19 protein-coding genes are annotated in these 21,467 nt (G+C 61.5%); 5 read left to right on the top strand and 14 right to left on the bottom strand.

The window, feature by feature from the left end:
• Nucleotides 1-20 precede the first annotated feature (20 nt).
• From SAZ10_RS14020 to SAZ10_RS14005, 4 genes are all read right to left on the bottom strand, one after another.
• Nucleotides 21-794, bottom strand: a complete 774-nt coding sequence (locus SAZ10_RS14020) for a hypothetical protein (protein WP_318609860.1) — start codon at nt 792-794, stop codon at nt 21-23.
• A gap of 126 nt (nt 795-920) precedes the next feature.
• Nucleotides 921-1,121 carry a hypothetical protein gene (locus SAZ10_RS14015; protein ID WP_318609859.1) on the bottom strand — a complete coding sequence of 67 codons (201 nt, stop codon included), beginning with the start codon at nt 1,119-1,121 and terminating at the stop codon, nt 921-923.
• 2 nt (nt 1,122-1,123) lie between these two features.
• Nucleotides 1,124-1,915, bottom strand: coding sequence for a DUF2092 domain-containing protein (locus SAZ10_RS14010; protein WP_318609858.1), 792 nt, complete (start codon nt 1,913-1,915; stop codon nt 1,124-1,126).
• A 225-nt stretch (nt 1,916-2,140) separates the two neighbouring features.
• A complete protein-coding gene (locus tag SAZ10_RS14005; RefSeq protein WP_318609857.1) occupies nt 2,141-3,916 on the bottom strand; it encodes a hypothetical protein in 1,776 nt (591 codons plus the stop codon).
• A gap of 141 nt (nt 3,917-4,057) precedes the next feature.
• On the opposite strand from SAZ10_RS14005, the gene SAZ10_RS14000 reads away from it, so the two are divergent.
• The 3 genes from SAZ10_RS14000 to mazG all read left to right on the top strand — a co-directional run bounded on the left by SAZ10_RS14000 (nt 4,058) and on the right by mazG (nt 7,912).
• Entirely contained in the window at nt 4,058-4,357 is a 300-nt protein-coding gene (locus SAZ10_RS14000; RefSeq protein WP_318609856.1) for a hypothetical protein, read from the top strand.
• Nucleotides 4,358-4,755: 398 nt separating this feature from the next.
• Nucleotides 4,756-6,858, top strand: coding sequence for a mechanosensitive ion channel family protein (locus SAZ10_RS13995; protein ID WP_318609855.1), 2,103 nt, complete (start codon nt 4,756-4,758; stop codon nt 6,856-6,858).
• A gap of 229 nt (nt 6,859-7,087) precedes the next feature.
• The gene (mazG, locus tag SAZ10_RS13990; RefSeq protein WP_318609854.1) at nt 7,088-7,912 is read left to right on the top strand and encodes a nucleoside triphosphate pyrophosphohydrolase; all 825 of its coding nucleotides are present in this window, start codon (nt 7,088-7,090) and stop codon (nt 7,910-7,912) included.
• A 225-nt stretch (nt 7,913-8,137) separates the two neighbouring features.
• Here mazG and hflX read toward each other — a convergent pair whose 3' ends face one another.
• The 9 genes from hflX to dusB all read right to left on the bottom strand — a co-directional run bounded on the left by hflX (nt 8,138) and on the right by dusB (nt 19,145).
• Nucleotides 8,138-9,538, bottom strand: coding sequence for a GTPase HflX (gene hflX, locus SAZ10_RS13985; RefSeq protein ID WP_318609853.1), 1,401 nt, complete (start codon nt 9,536-9,538; stop codon nt 8,138-8,140).
• Nucleotides 9,539-9,787 (bottom strand): RNA chaperone Hfq, encoded by a 249-nt coding sequence (gene hfq / locus SAZ10_RS13980; RefSeq protein WP_318609852.1) that lies wholly within the window; start codon nt 9,785-9,787, stop codon nt 9,539-9,541. It abuts the gene before it with no gap.
• A 141-nt stretch (nt 9,788-9,928) separates the two neighbouring features.
• A complete protein-coding gene (locus SAZ10_RS13975) occupies nt 9,929-10,789 on the bottom strand; it encodes a D-amino-acid transaminase (protein ID WP_318609851.1) in 861 nt (286 codons plus the stop codon).
• Nucleotides 10,790-10,901: 112 nt separating this feature from the next.
• Nucleotides 10,902-11,648, bottom strand: a complete 747-nt coding sequence (locus SAZ10_RS13970; RefSeq protein ID WP_318609850.1) for an MBL fold metallo-hydrolase — start codon at nt 11,646-11,648, stop codon at nt 10,902-10,904.
• A 151-nt stretch (nt 11,649-11,799) separates the two neighbouring features.
• On the bottom strand, nt 11,800-13,161 hold the full coding sequence (locus tag SAZ10_RS13965) for a sigma-54 dependent transcriptional regulator (protein WP_318609849.1): 1,362 nt from the start codon (nt 13,159-13,161) through the stop codon (nt 11,800-11,802).
• Nucleotides 13,151-15,436 carry a PAS domain-containing sensor histidine kinase gene (locus SAZ10_RS13960; protein ID WP_318609848.1) on the bottom strand — a complete coding sequence of 762 codons (2,286 nt, stop codon included), beginning with the start codon at nt 15,434-15,436 and terminating at the stop codon, nt 13,151-13,153. Before SAZ10_RS13960 ends, SAZ10_RS13965 begins: the two co-directional genes overlap by 11 nt.
• Nucleotides 15,437-15,532: 96 nt before the next feature.
• Nucleotides 15,533-16,990 (bottom strand): nitrogen regulation protein NR(I), encoded by a 1,458-nt coding sequence (gene ntrC / locus SAZ10_RS13955; RefSeq protein ID WP_318609847.1) that lies wholly within the window; start codon nt 16,988-16,990, stop codon nt 15,533-15,535.
• Complete coding sequence (locus SAZ10_RS13950; RefSeq protein ID WP_318609846.1) at nt 16,987-18,123, bottom strand: nitrogen regulation protein NR(II); 1,137 nt, start codon at nt 18,121-18,123, stop codon at nt 16,987-16,989. The genes ntrC and SAZ10_RS13950 overlap by 4 nt, the downstream gene beginning before the upstream one ends.
• Nucleotides 18,120-19,145, bottom strand: coding sequence for a tRNA dihydrouridine synthase DusB (gene dusB, locus SAZ10_RS13945; protein ID WP_318609845.1), 1,026 nt, complete (start codon nt 19,143-19,145; stop codon nt 18,120-18,122). The genes SAZ10_RS13950 and dusB overlap by 4 nt, the downstream gene beginning before the upstream one ends.
• A 138-nt stretch (nt 19,146-19,283) precedes the next feature.
• Between dusB and SAZ10_RS13940 the strand changes: the two genes are divergently transcribed.
• A complete protein-coding gene (locus SAZ10_RS13940; RefSeq protein ID WP_318609844.1) occupies nt 19,284-20,510 on the top strand; it encodes a bifunctional 2-C-methyl-D-erythritol 4-phosphate cytidylyltransferase/2-C-methyl-D-erythritol 2,4-cyclodiphosphate synthase in 1,227 nt (408 codons plus the stop codon).
• Nucleotides 20,507-21,022: a CinA family protein gene (locus SAZ10_RS13935; RefSeq protein WP_318609843.1), complete on the top strand. Its 516-nt coding sequence runs from the start codon at nt 20,507-20,509 to the stop codon at nt 21,020-21,022. Before SAZ10_RS13940 ends, SAZ10_RS13935 begins: the two co-directional genes overlap by 4 nt.
• On the opposite strand, the gene SAZ10_RS13930 is transcribed toward SAZ10_RS13935, so the two are convergent.
• Complete coding sequence (locus SAZ10_RS13930; RefSeq protein WP_318609842.1) at nt 21,004-21,459, bottom strand: type II toxin-antitoxin system RatA family toxin; 456 nt, start codon at nt 21,457-21,459, stop codon at nt 21,004-21,006. The two genes, SAZ10_RS13935 and SAZ10_RS13930, sit on opposite strands and share 19 nt — an antisense overlap.
• Nucleotides 21,460-21,467: the final 8 nt, after the last annotated feature.

The raw sequence follows: 21,467 nt of genomic DNA, 5'->3' as shown, positions 1-21,467 counted from the left end.
GCTGGGTCAGACGTCCTGTCCTAGTAGCAGGGCGGATAGGGGTAGTAGCCGCAGGCCGGCGGCGGGTATGGCGGGCGATAGTAAGGGTCAGCTCTGACCGCGTAAGCCGCGCCCGTGGCTGCACCTGCATACCAGGCGCCGCGAAAAGCGGTGCGACGGGCGACGCCGGCGAACGAGAGTGGCGTGCGCGGCAGCCCTATGATGTCGATGAAGACCGATGCCGGCCCGTCGGCCTTCGCGATGTTGCTTTCAAGAACGTCTACGGTGAAGGTGAGCTTGTCGCCGGAGAGCTTCGGATCCTTGAGGACCAGGACAGCATCTTCGACGTCGGACGCTTCCTTGTCGAACACCGAAACCGTCGCATTCGGCGGATCTTTCTCGAATCCGCCGCCCGGCGCCCACTCTTCCAGGAGATGCTTGGTCAAGGCGTGACCGGCCGAGCGTACCGGGCGATCGGCGAACATTATCGAGTTGAGCGAAATGCCGTTGAGCGTCAGCGTCGTTCCGGTCAGGCTGGCGCTGTCGGAGTTCATGACGATCAGGGACGGAACGATCTCTTGCTTGGCCGTACCGATCGATTTCTGGGCGGGTGCCTTGATGGCATTTTCGGCAACGGCCGAACCGCTCGCGCCCAGAAAGCCGGCAACAGCAACAACCAATGCGAATCTCGATACACCTTCAGACGAGCAAAGCGTGCCGGTGACCTGCTGCGCCGCCGACACCGCCACGCTGGATAGGACCACCGCCAAGGATGCGAGGATTTTGGCTGCTGCTTTCCGAGTCTTTCCGAGCATGGCCCACCTCATTCTTCCTCTCGCTTGCGAGGGTCGGCAAAGCTTGCCGATTTGTTCGGGGAACGGTACTGCTGTCGGTGTTGCCTGCCGCATCGGGGAAGCGGCGGGTCTAAAGAAGCGGCGGATCTAACAGTAGACCCCACGCGCGCACCGCCTGACCGTCCGCCGTGCGACCCCGGCGTAGCTCACCGGCGTGAGTGGCCTGCCGATGATTGCCTGAGCTTCGCTCACAAAGCTGGAGCCGGGGATATTGTCTCCGCTCCAGAACAGGCCCGTAATGGCCGCGGCAAGTGCCGCCGCTACGAGCATTAATCTTGATTTTGTCATGACTATTGTCCTTTCGCCGGTGCGCTCGGTGGAAGCTCGTCGAGATCGGCAAGCGCTGCCTCGTCGACCTCCTTCGCGCCCTTGGGCGGGTTAAATGTGAAGGCTGCCGCGTCGACCGGCACGTCCGTCTTCCAGTCCCTCACCACGAGCGAATACTGGGGGGCCGCGGCTATGGTTTTGCTGGTGATCACGAGCTTTCGGGGCATTGGCTTCTCCCCGAGCTCGACCCACAGCTGCCAATCGGTGTCGTGCTGCCGAAACGCCAAGTGCCCGCACTCGACGCCACCGACCACGCCGCGACCGATGTGCTTGGCATCGGTTATGTCGCCGATCAGAGTGTCGTAGACATTGCTCAGCAAGAGATCAGCCCCAGGCAAGGCCCGGCCACGCTCGCACAACGAGTCGATCAGGTGGTCGACCGAACCGGCCAGGTCCATCTTCACGTAGCCGTTGGTGTTCTTGCCATAGACGACGAGCGTCTTGCCATCGAAGAGCATTTCGACGTCGACATAGCCGCCGGTCCTGGTGGCGCGGATCTCGTTGGGGCGGTCCAAGAGCAACGTACCCGAGCTGGTGAATTGAATCTTCTCCATCTCGGGGGTGATGACCTCGATGTCGGAATCGAACGTCGCCGAGATCGTCTTGGCACTCGCAAGATAGTTCGACATCGATTTGAGGATTTGGGCCGCGTCGTCGTCGGCCGCCAGGGCCGGCGACAACATCAAGCAGGCACCGGCACCAAACGAAACCGCAAAGGCCAGCCCCGCGACACTCCATGCTCGTGATGCTGTCATGACGTTTCTCCATTGTCGGCGGGCCTCGCTAAGCGGGTGGCAAGGTGATCGGTACCCGCTGGCTGTGCTCCGCCGTTCCAACCCACGCACCTGTCGCATTTTAGATGGCGCTTATAAAACCGTGCCGCCGGCCCGGGGCGTAAATTACGGTAACCAACAGGGCAGTTCGGGGGCTCGGCTGTCGTAACAGGGCTGCGCGTGCCCTTGGAGACCGCGTGCGACGGGTTAAAACCCAGGTACCAGTATGCCGGCTTTCCGAAGGCCGTCGACGAAGTGTGCCTGATCCCCGGGCGGGATATTGCGAGTTGCCAACTCCTGACCAACCTCTCGCAGAAGCTGGGGGGCATTCCTCACAAGCCAATCGCGCTCGACCGCAGCGTCGGCGGTCTCGCCGAGCTGTCCGAAGATGGCGGCGGCGATGCCATGGTAGAGGGGGTTCGCCTGCACGTTCGCCTTTCGGATCCACATCGCGGCCGACCGATAGTCGCGCTGCATATAGGAGGAAAACGCCAGTGCTGTTTCGAAATATCCCATTGGTCCCGGGTTGCGGTCGAGCACCTCGAGGATCAACTCGCTGCCGCGCTTCCATTGGCCGGACATGGCCAGGCGTATTCCATACTCGCCCACCAGCTCGGTATCGTTCGGATTGATCGAGACCGCCTGCGCGCCGATCTTCAGAGCTTCGTCAACATCTCCGTGGAAGAAAAGGGCGGTCATTTCCGCCTGTAGGCCCCTCACATTGTCCGGGTCGAGATCGACCGCGCGACGCGCAGCGTCCAGCGCCCGGTCAAGCGGAGGTGTGGAATCCGCGTTGATGCGATAGCGGAAGCGCTGTTCGTCGAGATAGGTGAGCGAGAGCAGCGCCCAGGCGGTCGCATAGTTGGGGAAGCGTTCGGCTGCGCGCTCGAGGCATTGTTTGACGGACTGATGCGTTTCCGGTCGGAGATCGGCCCGATAAGCATAGTAGGCAAGTGTGCAGGCATAGGCCTCCCAGTCGTCGGGCGGCCTCTCGACCGAACGGGCGGCGTCTGTCCGAAAGATGATGCCGTAAGGCTGTGCGATGGCAGTTGCAACTTTGCGGGCAATATCGGTCTCGGTCTCAAGAAGCTCGTGCACCTTGAGGCTCTTATCGTAGCTGTCGGCCCACACCACGGAACCGCCGGGCCGGTCTACGAGGCGCGCTGTAACGCGTAGCTTGTCGTCCTCGATGCGGATGCTCCCTTGCAATACGTAGCGGACCGGCTGGCTGCCTCGGGGAGCGGAGGTGCCTTCCGTTCCTCCGACGACCACCACAATATCCTTGAACTTGGCGATCTGGCCGACGACCTCGTCAGCCAGCCCACGGGCGACGATTGCCGATCCAGTTGTGCCGGACAGGCCCTCGAAAGGCTCGACCAGCAATCCCGGAAGGTCCGGCTTCACCGATTGGGCATTGGTCGCAGAGACTGTTGGACTTTCTTGCCTGATCTCGGAAGCCAAAAGACGGTAGCCGGTGGTGAGCGCGACGATGACAATTGGGATCGCCAGACTGCACCACACTGCCAGGGAGATCTTCGGTCGCGTCGGCGCGACCGGTTGATCGGCAAGCGCGGCGGCTGCTTCCTCAACCTGCGGCTCGCGCTCGAGCCGGTTGAATACCGGGACATAGCCGCCTTTCGGCATGGTTATGACGATCGGATCATCGCGCCCCGCCGTGAAGTAATAGCGCTCCAGCGCGCGCCGAATCCGAGCAGCCTCGATCCGAACCGACGGATCGGTTTGCGCATCGAATGAGGTGTCACGGCCGAAGACCTCGACCGCGATCGAATAGGCCTTTATGCGATCGGCTCGCCCGACCAGTGTTTCTTCGACGACGTAGGAGAAAAATTTGCGCGCGCGTGCCGACACGTCGAATTCGAGGCTCGACAGAATCCGATCAAGCTGACCGCGAATATCCGCTTCGGTACAGGGAGCCAATCCTTCGGCGGCAACATTCCCGCGAACAGCAGCCGCATCAGCCATGCTGTTCCCTCCAGAGACAGGACTTTTTCTGCCGCCCGCTTCTGTGTATTCGCGTAATTTACGTCTCCGCATTGATCTAACGCAATATACTGGCATCACAGCAATTCGGGCATATTCCTCTGCTCCGGGTATGGGCCAGGAATGAAAGCGCGACGCGACGATCTTCTCGGAGGCGATGGCCCGCGGGCGGCAATCCGTCGCTTTCCGGGCCACTTGCAGTTGATCCGGGAATTATTGGCCGACGACGAGAATTTTCGAGGAATATGCGACGACCTTGCCGCTGCCGAGCAGGCTCTTGCGGCAGTGGATCAATTGCCGAAAGCCGTTCAGGCAGAGCGTCGTTCTGAATATGAGGAGCTGATCGAAGACCTCGCAAAAGAGATTCGAACCAGTTTTCGGCTGGCGAGGATCATCCCTATCAAGCGACCGCCGAAGCGCTGAACGAGCGCGGGCAAGCATTGGTCATCATGTCGCTGATACGCCGGATGTACCGCCTGTTGTGCCACGCGACTGATTACCGGTGCGGCTTTTCTCGTGCGTGCCAAGCGTGAAAATGCTCCACCAAGATCGTCAGTGAGACGCCGCGGTCGTTGTTGAAAATTGATCCATCGCAACGACGCGAAGCGCTAATATGCCTTGATGAGATGTTTGGTTTCCCGGGCCTGTGGACGGAGCCGAGCCTATCCCGGGCGAGCCAATTGGCGAGGCTGGAAGGAGATCAGGAGCTAGCTGGGCAATTGCCCCAGCGCCGATAACGACGAAGCAGAATGCACGAGGCAAGCCGCACTCGGCTCATGCGCGATCGTGGAGCCGTGCTGCCAAAGCCGGGAGCGAGCACAATGAAAAGTAAGCTTGTCAGATTGCTGCAATGCGCAACTTTGATTGTCCTGGTGACTTTCGCAGGTTCGTCGCTGGCGCAACAGGCGCCGCCGGACATCTCGCCGGAAAAGGCAAAGCAGTTTCTCCAATTGATGTCGGATCCGCAGATCAAGGCGTGGCTGGAAGCGAAAGTGCCCGCAAAGGCGGAGCCGAGTTCCGGATCCTCGATGGCGGACGCGCTCTCGACATGGGAAACTGTAATGCGCGAACGCTTCGGTGCGCTCGTCAGCGCCGTGCCGCGACTCCCCGACGAAGTCTCCAAAGCGGCCGGGGTGATCACCACTGACGTCAATTCCGGCCGGCCGGGCACGGTTCTCGCCATCCTCGCCGTGCTGATTGCGGTAGGGTTCGGCGCCGAGCGGTTGGCCAGGCGACCGATTGACCGAGGCGCTGTCAGTCCTGCGGAGAGTGCAGGCGGTGGGGAGGCAACCGTCGCACGCGCAATCGCGTCCGAATTTGCCGGCCTGCTGACGTTCTCGATCGCCTCGCTAGGACTGTTTCTGGTGTTCAACTGGCCACCTTTGTTGAGGAAGATCGTAGTTACGCTGCTGCTCGCGACAATCGCCTTCCGGGTCGTGCGAGCAGTGATCGCGTTGTTCCTCAAATTTGGCCGCGGCTCCAGCGAAACTGCGGCGGCCAATGATGCTGAACCGTTGATTGCCATGGACGATGCTTCGGCGCGGTTCTGGGGCCGGCATCTAAGCGTCCTGATGGCATTCCTTCTGTTCGGCTGGGCTCTGGTCAGCCTAATGCCTTCCGTGGGCTTCTCTGCGGATTCGACACGGCTCATCGCTTACCTGCTCGGTCTCGGCATACTCGGAACCGCGATCGCAATTGTCTGGGGCCGCCCGGGGAAGCCGGTTTCGCGGATGAAAGGGATGCTGCTGACGCTCTTCCTCGTCGCCCTGTGGGTCGCATGGGTGGCGGGAACGACAGTGCTCCTGTGGCTCGGCATCTACGCCATCATCCTTCCATCGCTGCTCGCTGGTACGGGCAAGACGGTCTCTGCTGTGGTCGACCCCGTGAAGCCCGCAGGCGCGGTGGGCGTAATGATCGACGTCCTCGCCGTTCGAGGCGCCAGAGCGCTGGTCATTGCGGCGGCGATCATCTGGCTGGTCTATGTGTCAAGCTTCAGCGCACTGGCCCTGGCTGGAAGCCAGTTGAATGAGCGGTTGGCAAGTGGGCTGGCCAACACGGTAATAATCCTGCTGATCGCCGATCTGCTGTGGCAACTGTCGAAGGCGTTGATCGCATACAGGATGGATCTCGCGGCTCACGCGGGCGGCAATCCCGATGAGATCGCCCGCGCCGGCAGGTTGCGGACCCTCCTGCCGATTTTCCGGAATGTTCTGGCCGCGTTCATCATCGGGGTCGCCCTGCTGACGATACTTTCAGGTCTCGGCGTGCAGATCGGTCCACTGATCGCCAGCGCCGGCATCTTAGGCGTGGCGATCGGCTTCGGCGCGCAGACCTTGGTCAAGGACATATTGAGCGGGGTTTTCTACATGCTCGATGACGCCTTCCGCGTCGGCGAGTATATCCAGAGTGGGTCCTACAAGGGCACGGTAGAATCCTTCAGCCTCCGCTCTGTACGGCTCCGCCACCATCGTGGCCCCATCTACACCGTGCCTTTCGGTCAGCTGGGCGCGGTGCAGAACATGAGCCGCGACTGGGCGATCGAGAAGATGACGATCGGCGTCACCTACGATTCCGATGTCGAACTGGCACGCAAGCTGGTCAAGAAGATCGGCCAGGAGCTCGCGCAGGATCCCGAATTCGCGGCCGACATCATCGAGCCCCTGAAGATGCAGGGCATCGAGAATTTCGGCGACTTCGCCATTGAACTGAAAATGAAGATGATGACCAAACCTGCCACGCAATTCCCGATCAAGCGGCGCGCTTACGTGATGATCAAGAAGGCCTTCGAGGAGAACGGCATCAAGATGGCGGTTCCTACGGTTCATGTAGAGGGTGGGCAGGAAAGCGCTGCTGCGGCCCAGCAGGTCATGAAGATGAAGCAGGATGCCGAGCTCGCGGCCGCCGCGGCGGCCAACCAGGCTTAGACTCCAAAGCCTGCGCGCTCTGGGGGCGCCCTCTGGCCGCTGAACAGTTCAACGTCTTTAGCCGTCCGCGCCACGTGACGGCGGCGACACACTTACCCGAACCTGTGCAACCGGACCACGTCGGAATCCGTTGGACCCTTTGCATTGCCCGCCAAACTCGTTCTGTGGACAAGGCTGGAGCGATACCGGCCGCCCTTGGCTTTGCTGCTCGCAGCTATAGACTTGAACTATGAAACCTTCCCGCGACATATCCCGACTGATCGAAATCATGGCGGCGTTGAGAACGCCAGTCACCGGCTGTCCATGGGATCTCGAACAGAACTTCGAGACCATTGCGCCTTATACGCTCGAGGAGGCCTATGAGGTCGCCGACGCGATCGCTCGCAACGACCTTGTCGACCTGCGTGACGAGCTTGGCGACCTCCTGCTGCAGGTCGTCTACCACGCGCGCATGGCCGAAGAGCAAGGCGCATTCGATTTCGGCGCGGTCGTCCAGGCGATCACGGAAAAGATGATCCGGCGGCATCCACACGTGTTTGGCGACGAGGCTGCACGCGGTGCAGGCATGGCCAAGGGAATGTGGGAGAAAGTCAAGGCCGAGGAGAAGGCGGCGAAGCGCGCAGCTCGAATTGCCGCAGGACTCGCCCCCGAAGATCACGGCGCCGGCTATCTGGATAGCGTGCCGGTCGCCCACCCTGCCCTGACGCGCGCGCTGAAGCTTCAGGAAAAAGCAGCTACGGTCGGCTTCGACTGGAAGGACGCCAAACCGATCCTCGACAAGATCGAGGAAGAGATCGGCGAATTGCGTGAGGCGATCGATAGCGGGTTCAGTGCCGATGTCGAGGACGAGTTCGGCGACGTGCTCTTCGCGCTTGTCAATTTTGGCCGCCACCTGAAGATAGACCCGGAGAAGGCGTTGCGCGGCACCAACGAGAAGTTCCGCACAAGGCTGCATGCCGTTCAGCGCGCGCTCGAGGAGAACGGCAGCAGCCTGGAGGCGGCGAGCCTAGACGAAATGGAGGAGCTTTGGCAGCGGGCGAAGGCAGCCGAATAGGGTTCGCGGCCGTCTTCCCATGATTAGAGCAACGCCGCCTGGAAAAGGCTGAATTGGATCAATGTCCTACTCTAATTCTTTGTTTTGATTTGATGTTGTAGTTTGATCTGTCCTCGTTGGGATGCTGACGGGACCCTACGGCTGCTTGTATGTACAATAGATTACAACTACAACCGGGGTGCGGCCGAATACCACCTCCACATGCAATATTTAAACCGAGCGCGTCTATTCCGCGGCTTTTCGCAAATAGAGCCGCCGTTCTATTTCTTGCTTTGCGGCTTGCGTTACGAGCATCGTCATCGTGACGCTGCCGTCTTCATTGTCGACCCTGCGCCGCACATCGCCATTGCGATAGAGCCAGTCGATCAGGCCGAATTGCTGCGGCGGGACGTCAAAGGTCGCGAGTTCGAGCGCGCCGGCAAGGCGCGTCTCGATCATCTCGACAAGGGCGGGAATTCCCTCGCCCGTCACGGCGGAAATCGCGACCGGCGGCCCCTTTGCGGGGTCGGCACTCTCGGCGAGCAGCCGCTCGCGATTGGCCTCGTCGATCAGATCGACCTTGTTCCAGACCTCGATTACCCGAGTCTCGTCCGAAGCATCAACGCCGAGGTCGGCGAGGATCGCCTCCACATCTTCCGCTTGAGCGGACGTATCGGGGTCGGAAATGTCGCGCAGATGCAGGACGAGATCCGCCTCGACCACCTCCTCCAGCGTCGCCCGAAAGGCTGCGATCAGATGTGTCGGCAGATCCGAGATGAAACCGACAGTATCGGAAAGAATGACCGTTGTGCCGTGCGGCAGCCGCACACGCCGGAGCGTCGGGTCGAGGGTGGCAAACAGCATGTCCTCAGCGAGGACGCCCGCCCCGGTGAGGCGGTTGAACAGTGTCGACTTGCCCGCGTTGGTGTAACCGACGATCGCAACGACCGGAAATGGCACTTTCTTGCGCTTGGCGCGATGAAGGTCGCGCGTGCGCCGGACCGTCTCCAGCTCACGCTTCAGCTTGACGATCTTGTCCTGGAGAATACGGCGGTCGGCTTCGATCTGCGTTTCACCAGGGCCGCCCAGGAACCCTGCACCGCCGCGCTGGCGTTCCAAGTGCGTCCATGAACGCACGAGGCGGCCGCGCTGGTAATTGAGATGCGCGAGCTCGACCTGCAACGCGCCTTCCTTGGTACGCGCCCGCTCACCGAAGATTTCCAGGATAAGCCCGGTGCGGTCGAGGACTTTGGCGTTGAGCGCCTTCTCGAGATTGCGCTGCTGCACCGGCGTGAGCGGGTGGTCGACGACGACAAGCTCTGCCTTTTTGTCGCGAACGATGTTTGCGAGCTCGTCGAGCTTGCCGGTGCCGATCAAGGTTGCCGGCCGCGGATCGGCGATCATGACGATTTCGGTGTGAACCGGTTCCAGATCGATCGCAAGCGCAAGGCCGACTGCCTCGTCGAGCCTGGCCCGGGGCGAGCGGCTGAGACGTGGGCGCGAAGGATCCTCCTCGCTGCGCGGCTGCCGGGTCAGCACCGGAACGACAACAATCGCGCGACCGCTCGTTCCCGGGGCTCCCTCCTGCCCCGATTCCGGTCTTGTTGTGCTCTCCGGCCTCTCGCCGGCGCGCTTTTCTCTAACCAATCAGGATTCCCGACTGCCTTCCTCACCATCAAACATCTGAACCGGCTGGCTCGGCATGATGGTGGAGATGGCATGTTTGTAGACGAGCTGCGAATGCCCGTCGCGGCGCAAGAGCACGCAGAAATTGTCGAACGAAGTCACGACACCGGTCAATTTGACCCCATTGATCAGGAAGATCGTGAGCGGGTTCTTGCTTTTACGTACGGAATTCAGGAACAGGTCCTGAAGGTTCTGCGATCTCTCCGCCATTGTTTTTCTTTCGCCGTCCCCTATGCGCCAGATTTAGTAGCGCCAAAATAAATTGCCAGTGTCAAGCACACACAAACACGCCTTACTCCGTGACCTGTGCCGGAGCGGGACAATTCAGCATCCCCTCACTAAAAGCGGTTATCAGGCCCGTGTTTTTTCCGCAACGTCAAAAAAGGCCTGGCGAAGCGACATGGCGACAGAGCCAGGGTGGCCATTGGCTACAGATTCTCCATCGATCTCCACGATCGGCATCACCACGGTAGTGGCCGCGGTTATGAAAGCTTCGCGCGCCGCCTTCGCCTCTGCGACAGTGAAACCACGCTCTTCGATTTCCAACCCCAACTTCCCCGCGACGTCGAACAGGGTGGTGCGGGTGATACCACGCAGGATGCCGTGATCGGCCGGGCGGGTGACGAGCTTGCCTTCCATCGTCACGATCCATGCGTTGGTCGAAGCTCCTTCCTTCACCGTGCCGTCGGGATCGATAAACCACGCTTCATGCGCGCCAGCGACCTTGGCCTTCTGCTTTGCCAGCACGTTGGGCAGCAAACCGATGCTCTTGATATCGACGCGGTCCCACCGGTTTTCGGGCACTGTGATCACCTTCAGCCCGCCCTCGGCGCGCTTGTGCACCACTGCCGGATCGATGCGCTTGGCAGTTATAACGACCGCAGGCCGCGCTGCTACAGGGAAGACGTGGTCGCGAGGGGCCACGCCGCGGGTCACCTGCAGGTAAACCATGCCGTTCATCACACGGTTGCGCCGCACCACCTCGCGCATCACGGTCTCCAGAGCCTTGCGCGACATTGGCCAGGCGATGTCGAGCTCGCCAAGGGAACGGTTGAGACGGTCGAGATGGCGGGTCATGTCCACGATGAAACCACGCGCCACCTCGCAGACCTCATAGACGCCGTCGGCGAATTGGTAGCCCCGATCCTCGACATGCACGACCGCATCGGCGTGGCGAACATAACGGCCATTCACATAGGCAATGCGCGGCATGGGGCCTTCCCGTTTGGTGATTCTCTCTCAACCCGGAGATTTGACGGATTACAGTCGAGCAAGGCAATCGCCTGCTAGTCTGAATCTTGTCGCTGTTCCAAAGGACAGCGATTCAAAACGACAGCGTCTCGCCATCGGCGGGGATGCGCAGGCGTGCCGTGATGCCTGCGGCAGTCGCTGCATCGCGCAAAGCCTGCCGGTCCACCGTGGCATGGTCGAGCGCTTCCATGTGGGTCGCAATCACGATCGCGCCGGCAGGTGCGATGCGACAAACCTCAACCGTTTCTGCGGCATCCATCACAATCGGATCGCCATCCCAGAGCGCACCGCAAGAGTGCGTGACGATGAAGTCAGGCTTGACCTGGCGGATCGTCTCCCTCACGGGCGGATAAAGCACAGTATCACCTGCCCAATAGACGGTGGGCTCGCCAGGTGCTCGCAGCACGAATCCCATGACCGGTCCCATCTTCTCAACGACCTGCCCAAGGCCGTGGCTCCCTTCGCATCGCGTGAAGCTCACGCCATTCCATGCAAGGTCGCCGACGAGTGGCGTGACGTCAGTGAAACCGGCATTTCGAATAGTCTCCTCGTCGCCAGGCTGACAGATCAGCGGCAAGCCCTTCGGAACGATCTGCTTGGCAACCGAATCGAAATGATCGGAATGGAGGTGCGAAACGACGACCAGTTCGACCCCGGCCATTATCGCGTCGATGGCAACCGGCAGGTCCACAAGCGGGTTTGGCGATCTGCCGGTGTAGGAAGGCAGGCTGTGCTGCGGCGCAAGATAAGGGTCGATCAGAATCGTTGCCCCGCCGTAGTCGAGCTTCAACGTGGCGTTCCGGATAAGTTGCAGACGCAAGATCGGCCTCGCTGGTTCAGGTAATGAGGGCTCGCCGGGGGACTTCCTTAGAGCGGCGTTGCATCCAGGCAGGATCGCTACGCCGCTCTAAATCGGATTTCTCCGAGAACCGCTACGAAGGTCCGCTGACGCGGTCCTTCGGTTCGGCACGCTAGACCCCGAGCGACTTCAACTTCCGGTGAAGCGCCGATCGCTCCATGCCGATGAACTCGGCCGTGCGGGAGATATTGCCGCCGAATCGGTTGATCTGGGCTATCAGATATTCCTTTTCGAAGAGCTCGCGTGCCTCGCGCAGCGGCAGTGCCATGATGTGCTGGTCCGATTGGCTGGGCGTGCGCGGCATCACGTCACCGATTTCCGCCGGCAGCCGGTCGGCGCTGATCGGCGCCTCGACGTCGTCGCCGCGGGCCAGAATCATCAGCCGTTCGATATTGTTGCGCAGCTGGCGGATGTTGCCCGGCCAGTTATGCGCCTGCAGCACGGCGAGCGCGTCATCCCCGATGCGGCGCACCTTTATGCCGGATTGGCGCGCGACCTGACGCATGAAGTGGTCGACCAGATAGGGAATGTCCTCGCGGCGCTCGGAAAGTCCCGGCACGATCACCGGGACCACGGCAAGCCGATGATAGAGGTCCTCGCGGAAGCGACCTTCGGCGATCATGCCTTCCAGGTTCTGCGCGGTTGACGAGATGATCCGGACGTCGACCTTGACGCGCTTGGTGCCACCGACCCGCTCGAATTGCTGGTCGACGAGCACACGCAGGATTTTGCTCTGCGTGTCGCGTGGCATATCGGCGACTTCGTCGAGATAGAGCGTTCCCCGATGCGCTTCCTCCAGCGCGCCGACCTTGCGTTCGCCGCCATTCGATTCGGTGCCGAACAGCTCGATTTCCATGCGCTCGGGCGTGATCGTTGCGGCATTCAGCGTGACGAAGGGACCGGTCTTGCGGGCCGACGCCGCATGGATCGCACGAGCGACCATCTCTTTGCCCGAACCGGATGGACCGACGATCATGATGCGGCTGTTGGTCGGGGCGACGCGTTCGATCGTCTGGCGGAGCTGGTTCATCGCCGCCGACATGCCGATGAGATCGAAGCTTTCCCCGCTGCGTTGCTTCAGATCGAGCACCTCGCGCTTGAGTTTCGACGTTTCGAGCGCCCGCTCGGCAATCAGGATCAGCCGGTCGGCCTTGAACGGCTTCTCGATGAAGTCGTAGGCGCCCCGCTTGATTGCCGAAACCGCCGTCTCGATCGTGCCATGGCCGGAGATCATGACGACCGGCAGATGCGGATGCATGACCTTGATCTGGTCAAGGAGCGCTAGCCCGTCGAGCTTCGAGCCTTGCAGCCAAATGTCGAGAAAGATGAGACGCGGCACACGGTCGGCGATTGCGGCAAGTGCCGAATCGCTATCGCGTGCCGTGCGTGTCTCGTGCCCCTCATCGCTCAAAATGCCGGCGACGAGTTCGCGGATGTCCTCTTCATCGTCGACGATCAATATGTCAGACGCCATTACCGACCTTTTCAGTTTCTCTTTCTTTAGCCGCCTTCGAATCACCGGCAGCAGGTAAGGTGCCCTGCCCCATTGGCAGGAACATGGAAATCATCGCGCCACGGCCACCGTGGAAATCCGCCGGAGCGTCGTTGAGCTCCAGATGGCCGCCATGGTCCTCGACGATCTTCTTGACGATTGCGAGGCCGAGCCCCGTGCCCTTTTCGCGTGTTGTCATGTAAGGCTCGAGCAGGCGCTGCCGGTTTTCGCGCGGCAGGCCCTTGCCATTGTCGATCACGTCCACGCGGATGGTGTCGCCTTCAGGGCGGGCGATGATGCGGATCACGCCGCTTTCGCCAGTCTCGCGCTCAGCAGCTTCGATCGCCTCGGCGGCGTTCTTGATGAGATTGCCGAAGGCCTGTCCCATCAACCGGCTGTCGAACGTGCCCATCAGCGGAACATTGCCGAAATCTCGCTCGAAAGCGATATCGGCGCGGCTCACCTCGACCAGGAACGAAGCCTCGCGCAGCGCCTCGCGCAGATCCATTTTCTGCATGTCCGGCTTCGGCATGCGCGCGAATGCAGAGAATTCGTCGACCATGCGGCCGATATCCGCAACCTGGCGGATGATGGTATTGGTGCACTGGTCGAAGACCTCACGATCCTCGGTAATGACCTTGCCGTAGCGACGGCGGATGCGTTCCGCCGACAGCTGGATCGGCGTCAGCGGATTCTTGATCTCGTGGGCAATGCGACGCGCGACATCGGCCCAAGCGGAGGAGCGCTGCGCCTGGACGAGATCCGTGATGTCATCGACGGTAACGACGTAGGAATTCTCCTCGAATTCGTCTTCCGATTCCTCGATCGTGATCTGCACATTGAATGTGCGCTCCGCGCCGGCGCGGAAGAAGGTCACCTGCTCGCGATAGACTTCGCGGCCGGAATTGCGGCCGATCTCAAAGACGCGGCCGACATGCGGCAACACGGCCGAGAGGTTGCGGCCAACCGCTTGCGCGCCCTTGATCGCCAGCATCGCTTCAGCCGACCGGTTGACGATGGTGATGGTGCCGGTGGAATCGACACCGATCACGCCAGCCGTAACGCCCGCAAGCACCGCCTCCGAGAAGCGGCGGCGCTCGTCGATCAGGTCCTTGGCCTCCAGGATCTCGTTTCGCTGCGACTTCAGCTCGTGCAGCATCTTGTTGAAGGTGTCGCCGAGCGAGGCGACGTCGCCATCCGACGCCCGCACAGGCACCGTCACGTCCAGATTGCCGGTCGCCACCTCGTCGGCAGCACCGATCAGCTGACGGATCGGCCTCACCAGCCTGTCGGCCACGGCTATGCCGGTCCAGATGGCCGACAGCACGATTATCAGGGTCAGGCCAAGATAAAGCAGCCCGAACGCGACCTGGGTCGCTCCTCTATTGCGTTCGAGGCCGCGATACTCGTCGGTGTTGGCGGTAACGATCTGGCGCGCCTTGATGACCTCCGGATCGACGAGACGGATCGTATAGAGGTAGGCGTCGGGAATTTCGCGCATCTTGACGATCACACCGACCAGATTGCGCCGGTCGGGCGCGATCAGCACAGGCTGCCCGCCTTCCGCGGATTGAACCCACTGGGGCGGCGCCTGCGGCATTTCGAATTCCGCATTCGTCTTGGCCGCCATGATGACCGAGCCGTCTTCGTTGATGAGGGCGGCATGGGCGAGATTGCGGCCGAGTGCCTGCTGGGACATCAGTTCGCGAAAGCCGGTGCGGTCGAGATTGTAGACGGGGCGAGCCTGGTCGAGGTCGTAAGCCATCGACAGTGTCGTGCCCTGCAGGTTGCGGGCGTTCTCCTGCACATACGCGTCAGCGATCGACAGCGACGAGCTGATGATCGTCTTCGTCCTGATCTCGAACCAGCGGTCGAGGCCGATATCGAGCGTGATCGAAGCGACGACGGCCACCATGATCGCCGGAATGGCGGCGACCAGCGCGAACATGGTGACAATGCGGACATGTAGCCGCGAGGCCGCCTTGCCGCGGCGGCGGGCAAGGTAGATGCGGTGGATCTCGCGGCCGATCAGCCCGATCAACAGGAGAACGAAGCCCGCATTGATCGCGATCAGCGCCAGCGTCGTCGTGATGTCGGGCGTGATGGGCGTAACGCCGACCAGGATAGCGAATGACACAGCCGCGCTGATGAGCGCGCCGACGATCGCCAGCACGCCGGTCAAAGCGAGCAAACGGCGCCCCTCTATGGGCGCCGGGTCATTGTAATTCGACGTTGCCAGAATCGTTTCGGTCGCCATCGGCCCTGAAAAGCCCAGAAATGCGTTGGATGTATGCAACGCATTGTGGCGATTGTGCAACATTCCTCGATATATGAGGAAATGAAATACAGTGGATCAGGGCTGTTTCGAGGCGCGGTATACGTTGACGCCGAGCTCGCGGATCTTCTTGCGCAACGTGTTGCGGTTGAGACCCAACAGATCGGCCGCCTTGATTTGGTTGCCGCGGGTAGCGGTCATCGAGGCGAGCACCAGCGGGTACTCGACCTCGGCGAGGACGCGCTGATAGAGCCCGGATGGCGGCAGCTCGCCGCCGAACGATGCGAAATAGCGCTGCAGAAAGTGCTCGACTGCCTGCGTTATCGACAGGTCTTCGGGGAGCAGCCCCCCTCCGCCCTGCACCGGCACATCGCTTGTCTTCAGCTCGGCTTCGATGATCTCGGCAGAAATCTCGTCCTGAGCATAGAGCGCGGCCAGACGACGGATCAGATTCTCCAGCTCGCGCACGTTGCCCGGCCATGGATAATGCTTCATCAGTTCGATGCCGGCGGGCGAAATGCGCTTGGTCTGCAGCCCGGCGCTCTCGCCCTGCTTGAAGAAGTGGCGAACAAGGTCCGGAATGTCCTCGGAACGCTCCCGTAAGGGCGGCAGGCGGAGCGGCACGACGTTCAGGCGATAAAACAGGTCCTCACGAAACAGGCCCTGGTTTATGAGCGTGCGCAGATCCTTGTTGGTAGCCGCGACGATGCGTACGTCGGTCTTGATGGGAGTGCGGCCTCCGACGGTCGTGTATTCCCCCTGTTGCAGCACGCGCAGCAGGCGCGTCTGCGCTTCCATCGGCATGTCACCGATCTCATCGAGGAAAAGCGTGCCCCCCTCGGCCTGCTCGAAGCGGCCGGTCGATCGCTGCTGCGCGCCGGTGAAGGCGCCCTTCTCATGTCCGAACAGTTCCGATTCGATCAGGTCGCGCGGAATTGCCGCCATGTTGATGGCAACGAATGGGCCGTTCCTGCGGCGCCCATATTCGTGCAAAGCGCGCGCAACCAGCTCCTTGCCCGTGCCGGACTCGCCGGAAATCATTACGGTGAGGTCCGTCTGCATCATGCGTGCGAGCATCCGATAGATGTCCTGCATCGCCGGCGATCGGCCGACGAGCGGCATCGATTCGGGCTGCTCGTCGTCGTGGCGATCGATCTGCGGCCGCTTCGGCTCGGCGAGCGCGCGGTTGACGATATTGATGAGTTCAGTGAGGTCGAAGGGCTTCGGCAAATACTCGTAAGCCCCTGTTTCGGAGGCACGAATCGCCGTCATGAACGTGTTCTGCGCACTCATGACGATGACCGGCAGTTCCGGCCGTGCCTTCTTGATGCGGGGCAACATGTCGAAAGCGTTCTCGTCGGGCATGACGACATCGGTAATCACGAGATCGCCTTCGCCGGCGGCGACCCAGCGCCACAATGTCGAGGCGTTGGAGGTGACGCGGACGTCGTGGCCGACGCGCGTCAGCGCCTGGTTGAGAACTGTACGGATCGCCGCATCGTCGTCGGCGACGAGGATATTGCCGCGCGCAGTCATGGCTTGGCTCCCGATTCAGAGTCGACGTCGGCTGTCTGCTTCCAGGCGGGCATCAGGATGCGAAATGTCGTGCCGCTCGGCGGGGAATCGCATTCGATGATGCCGCCGTGTTCGCCGACGATCTTGGCTACAAGGGCAAGCCCGAGACCCGAGCCGTTCGGCTTGGTGGTTATGAAGGGGTCGAACAGGATCGGCAGTATATCCTCCGACACGCCGGGCCCGTTGTCGCGCACGCAGAATTCGAGCGGCAAAGACACGCGATCCTGGCTGCCAGGAACCGCTACACGGATGCCGGGCCGGAAGGCCGTCGACAGGGTGATCTCGCCTTGCGGATCAGAGCCTATCGCCTCGGCCGCGTTCTTAACCAGATTGAGGAAGACCTGAACGAGCTGGTCGCGATTGGCATAGACGGGCGGGAGCGACGGGTCATAATCCTCCAGGATCTTGATGCGCCTCGCAAACCCATTCTTGGCGATGGCTTTCACATGATCGAGCACGATGTGGATGTTGACCGGATAGCGCTCGATCGGCCGCTCGTCTGAAAAGATCTCCATGCGGTCGACCAAAGAGACGATGCGGTCGGTCTCGTCCGTAATGAGGCGGGTCAGCGCGCGGTCTTCATCGCTTAGTCCCGATTCCAGAAGCTGGGCAGCGCCGCGAATGCCGGAAAGCGGGTTTTTGATCTCATGCGCAAGCATGGCTGCAAGGCCGGTAACGGAACGGGCCGCGCCGCGATGCGTCATCTGGCGATCGATCTTGTCCGCCATCGAGCGTTCCTGAAACATCACGACGACGGAGCCTGGCAGTTCCGGCACGGGAGCGACATAGATGTCGACGACCTTCTCCAGCCCAATGCGCGGTGAAGAGATGTCGACTCGGTATTCGTTGACAGGAGTCTGGCGCTCGCGCACCTGATCGATCAACGCCAGCAGCGGACTGCCGAACGGCACAAACCGGGCAAGCGTGCACTTGGCAAGGATGGGCGCGCTCGAGCGGAAGAAATCCTCCGCATCCGCATTGGCAAAGACAATCCGCCCGTCGGGGCCGATCATGATCACCGGCCGGCGGATCGTGTCGAGCACGATGCGTGCGGGGTCGATTGCCGCCGATGCCTGCCTTTGATCCAGCTTCATGCAACTTCCCTAAACGGTTGCGCGGTCTCAGCAATCAAGGCTTGACGCAGTGCGGAGACGACGATCCTCGGCTCGGTCGAGGTGAGTGCAGTCTTGCGCAGTTCGGCCGAGGTCGCAGGGGCCCGGCGCTCCAGATACCAGCCGAGGTGCTTGCGCGCCTGTCTCAACCCGCTCTCGACGCCGTAGAGCGATAGCATGTCCTCGTAATGCGCAACGACGTAGTCTGCGAGCGCGAACTGACCGTGTGGCATCGGCTCGCCTGAGCTCCCCGAGGCGGCTCCGGCGATCGCGCCCGCGGTCCAAGGTGCGCCGTAATGCGCGCGGCCGACCATCACTGCATCAGCCCCCGACTTGTCGAGAATTTCTGCTGCATCGGCGGGCGACGCGACGTCACCGTTGGCGACGACCGGGATCGATACTGCCTGCTTCACTCGGGCAATGGCCCGCCAATCTGCCTTGCCCTGGTAAAACTGGCAGCGCGTGCGTCCGTGGACCGTGACCATGCTGACGCCGGACTGCTCGGCGCGACGCGCCAGCGTTGGCGCATTCAGCGTCATCTCGTCCCAGCCGAGGCGCATCTTCACCGTCACCGGCACGCTGACTGCGCCGATCACCGCATCGATCAAGGAAACGGCATGGTCGAGGTTACGCATCAGCGCCGATCCGGAATAGCCGCCCGTCACCTTCTTTGCCGGACAGCCCATGTTGATGTCGATGATGTCGGCGCCCTCGCCTTCCGCGATTCGCGCAGCCTCCGCCATATGGTCCGCCTCGCGCCCGGCGAGCTGAACCATATGTACCGGCAGCCCGGAATGCCTGATACGTGTTCCGGCCCCTGCCCTGCCTTTTGCGAGCTCGCCGCTCGCCACCATTTCGGAGACGACGAGGCCAGCGCCATGGGCATAGGCGCGACGACGGAACGGCTCGTCTGTGATGCCTGACATCGGCGCCAGGAAAACCCGGTTCCTAATCGCGACCCCGCCTATGTCGAGCGGCCGCGCCAATTTAGCCAGTTCGGGCATGCACAAAAACAGAGCAATTCATTTAACTGCTCATTCTGTAGCCACAAACTGCGGGGCGTGCAACCGCCAAGTCGCGGCAAATACGGCCAAACCGGGTTTAGGCTGGCATTCGGTCAAACGGCCGATTAGACCTCGGCCATGGATGAAACTACCTCTCGATCGCCAGGTGCCTCGCATGCGACCGTAGGTGTCGTGATCGTCGCGGCCGGCCGCGGCGAACGCGCCGGGCGACCGTCCGATGGCCCGAAGCAATATCGCAAGATCGGGGGGAAGCCGGTGATCGCGCGAACCATCGAAGCATTCCGGAAACATCCTTCCGTCGGGCCGATCGTGGTCACGATCCACCCGGACGACCACGAACTTTTCGTGGAGGCGGTCGGTGGCCTGGCGAATAACCTGATCGCGGTCGAGGGCGGCGCCACTCGACAGGACTCGGTGCGACTTGGGCTTTCGGCACTCCGCGAAGCGGCGCCCGAGAAAGTGCTTATTCACGATGCCTGCAGGCCGTTCGTGGATGCGGCCCTGATCCATCGTGTCATTGAAGGAATAGGCGAGCGCGAAGCAGCTTTGCCTGCATTGCCCATCGCGGAGACGCTGAAGCGAGCGGATGGAGCAGCGACCGTCGCGGCGACCGTCTCCCGCGAGAATCTCTACGCAGCCCAGACGCCTCAAGGGTTCCCGTTCTGGCCGATAAACGCGGCCCATCAGAAGGCGCATCGCGCCGGAAAAGCCGGATTTACCGATGACGCAGCGATCGCTGAATGGGCTAAAATGCCTGTAAGGATCGTCCAAGGCGAGCCGGAGAACATAAAGCTGACCTGGGCAAGAGACATTCAGATGGCCGACCAAAGGCTTTCGGGCGCGATGTTCCCCGATGTTCGCACCGGCAACGGTTACGACGTGCATTCCTTCGAGGCCGGCGATCACGTGACGCTCTGTGGGATAGCCATTCCGCATTCGAAGAAACTCTGTGGCCATTCCGATGCCGATGTCGCCCTGCACGCGCTCACCGACGCGCTGCTCGCGACATGCGGCGCAGGCGATATCGGCACCCATTTTCCGCCGTCCGATCCGCAATGGCGCGGTGCGGCTTCGAGGCTTTTCGTCGAGCATGCAGCAAGGCTGGTGCGCGAGCACGGCGGCCGTATCGCCAATGTCGACATTACCCTGATTGCGGAGATGCCGAAGATCGGCCCGCATCGCGCGGCGATGGCTGCTGTCTTGGCCGAAATGCTGGCCATTGCAGCCGAGCGCATCTCGGTGAAGGCGACCACCAACGAACGGCTGGGCTTCGTCGGCCGCGAGGAAGGGATTGCCGCGATCGCTACGGCGAGCGTCGTCTATCCCGGGAGCCTGCCGGAATGATTGCCGCGGCTGGCACATTCGAAGTGCTAGCACGCCAGGTTCTGGAGGCTTGCCGCGCACATGGCGTCATGCTGGCCACAGCCGAGTCCTGCACCGGCGGCATGATCGCTGCTGCGCTTACCGACATTGCTGGGTCGTCGGATGTCGTCGATCGCGGCTTCGTCACATATTCCAACGAAGCAAAAATGGAGATGATCGGCGTCTCAAAGGCAACACTTGATGCCTTTGGCGCCGTTTCGGGCGAGACCGCAAAAGAAATGGCGGCGGGCGCACTTGCGCGCTCCAGAGCGGGAATCGCACTCTCCGTGACCGGTGTTGCCGGCCCCGGCGGCGGTTCGGTGGAAAAGCCGGTCGGCCTCGTCTGGTTCGGACTGGCGATGAAGGGCCGGGATACGGCTGCCGAGCGGCGGTTGTTCGAGGATAATGGCCGTGCCTTCATCCGCGCCGAGTCCGTCAGGACTGCGCTCGAGATGGCGCTCGCTGCACTTACCGATCAGGCCGGCGGGCCGTAGACCACGTTGGCACGCTTCTCGAACGCATCGGAAAACATTCGGAAGGCGCGGTCGAACATCGAGCCCATCACAGCGCTGAGAATACGGCTCTTGAATTCATAGTCGATGAAGAAGTGAACCTCTGTGCCGCCATCCGGCGCTGGATCGAATCGCCAATGATTCTGCAGATATTTGAACGGTCCATCGATGTATTTCACATCGATCAGCCGTTCGTCCGGCCTGAGGAAGACTTGCGTGGTGAAGCTCTCGCGGATCGCCTTGTAGCCGACACTCATGTCTGCGACGAGAAGCGTGCGGCCATCCTTCTCCTTGCGCGAACGGACAGTGAGGCCGGTGCAAAGTGGCAGGAACTCAGGGTATTTCTCGACATCCGCGACCAGCGCGAACATCTTGTCGGGGGGATGTCCCACGCGGCGCGTCGTTTCAAACTGCGGCATGAAATCGC

The sequence above is a fragment of the Mesorhizobium sp. BAC0120 genome, assembly GCF_033542235.1.
GTDB lineage: Bacteria > Pseudomonadota > Alphaproteobacteria > Rhizobiales > Rhizobiaceae > JAWRCU01.
This window is presented reverse-complemented; position numbering and strand designations above follow the sequence as displayed.

Coding starts and splice junctions, on each gene's coding strand:
- SAZ10_RS14020 (WP_318609860.1), bottom strand. CDS start 794: ATGCTCGGAAAGACTCGGAAAGCAGCAGCCAAAATCCTCGCATCCTTG.
- SAZ10_RS13930 (WP_318609842.1), bottom strand. CDS start 21,459: ATGCCGCAGTTTGAAACGACGCGCCGCGTGGGACATCCCCCCGACAAG.
- SAZ10_RS14000 (WP_318609856.1), top strand. CDS start 4,058: ATGAAAGCGCGACGCGACGATCTTCTCGGAGGCGATGGCCCGCGGGCG.
- ntrC (WP_318609847.1), bottom strand. CDS start 16,990: ATGACTGCGCGCGGCAATATCCTCGTCGCCGACGACGATGCGGCGATC.
- dusB (WP_318609845.1), bottom strand. CDS start 19,145: ATGCCCGAACTGGCTAAATTGGCGCGGCCGCTCGACATAGGCGGGGTC.
- SAZ10_RS13975 (WP_318609851.1), bottom strand. CDS start 10,789: ATGCCGCGCATTGCCTATGTGAATGGCCGTTATGTTCGCCACGCCGAT.
- SAZ10_RS13960 (WP_318609848.1), bottom strand. CDS start 15,436: ATGGCGACCGAAACGATTCTGGCAACGTCGAATTACAATGACCCGGCG.
- SAZ10_RS13995 (WP_318609855.1), top strand. CDS start 4,756: ATGAAAAGTAAGCTTGTCAGATTGCTGCAATGCGCAACTTTGATTGTC.
- SAZ10_RS14005 (WP_318609857.1), bottom strand. CDS start 3,916: ATGGCTGATGCGGCTGCTGTTCGCGGGAATGTTGCCGCCGAAGGATTG.
- SAZ10_RS14015 (WP_318609859.1), bottom strand. CDS start 1,121: ATGACAAAATCAAGATTAATGCTCGTAGCGGCGGCACTTGCCGCGGCC.
- SAZ10_RS13935 (WP_318609843.1), top strand. CDS start 20,507: ATGATTGCCGCGGCTGGCACATTCGAAGTGCTAGCACGCCAGGTTCTG.
- SAZ10_RS13950 (WP_318609846.1), bottom strand. CDS start 18,123: ATGAAGCTGGATCAAAGGCAGGCATCGGCGGCAATCGACCCCGCACGC.
- SAZ10_RS13965 (WP_318609849.1), bottom strand. CDS start 13,161: ATGGCGTCTGACATATTGATCGTCGACGATGAAGAGGACATCCGCGAA.
- hfq (WP_318609852.1), bottom strand. CDS start 9,787: ATGGCGGAGAGATCGCAGAACCTTCAGGACCTGTTCCTGAATTCCGTA.
- SAZ10_RS14010 (WP_318609858.1), bottom strand. CDS start 1,915: ATGACAGCATCACGAGCATGGAGTGTCGCGGGGCTGGCCTTTGCGGTT.
- mazG (WP_318609854.1), top strand. CDS start 7,088: ATGAAACCTTCCCGCGACATATCCCGACTGATCGAAATCATGGCGGCG.
- SAZ10_RS13940 (WP_318609844.1), top strand. CDS start 19,284: ATGGATGAAACTACCTCTCGATCGCCAGGTGCCTCGCATGCGACCGTA.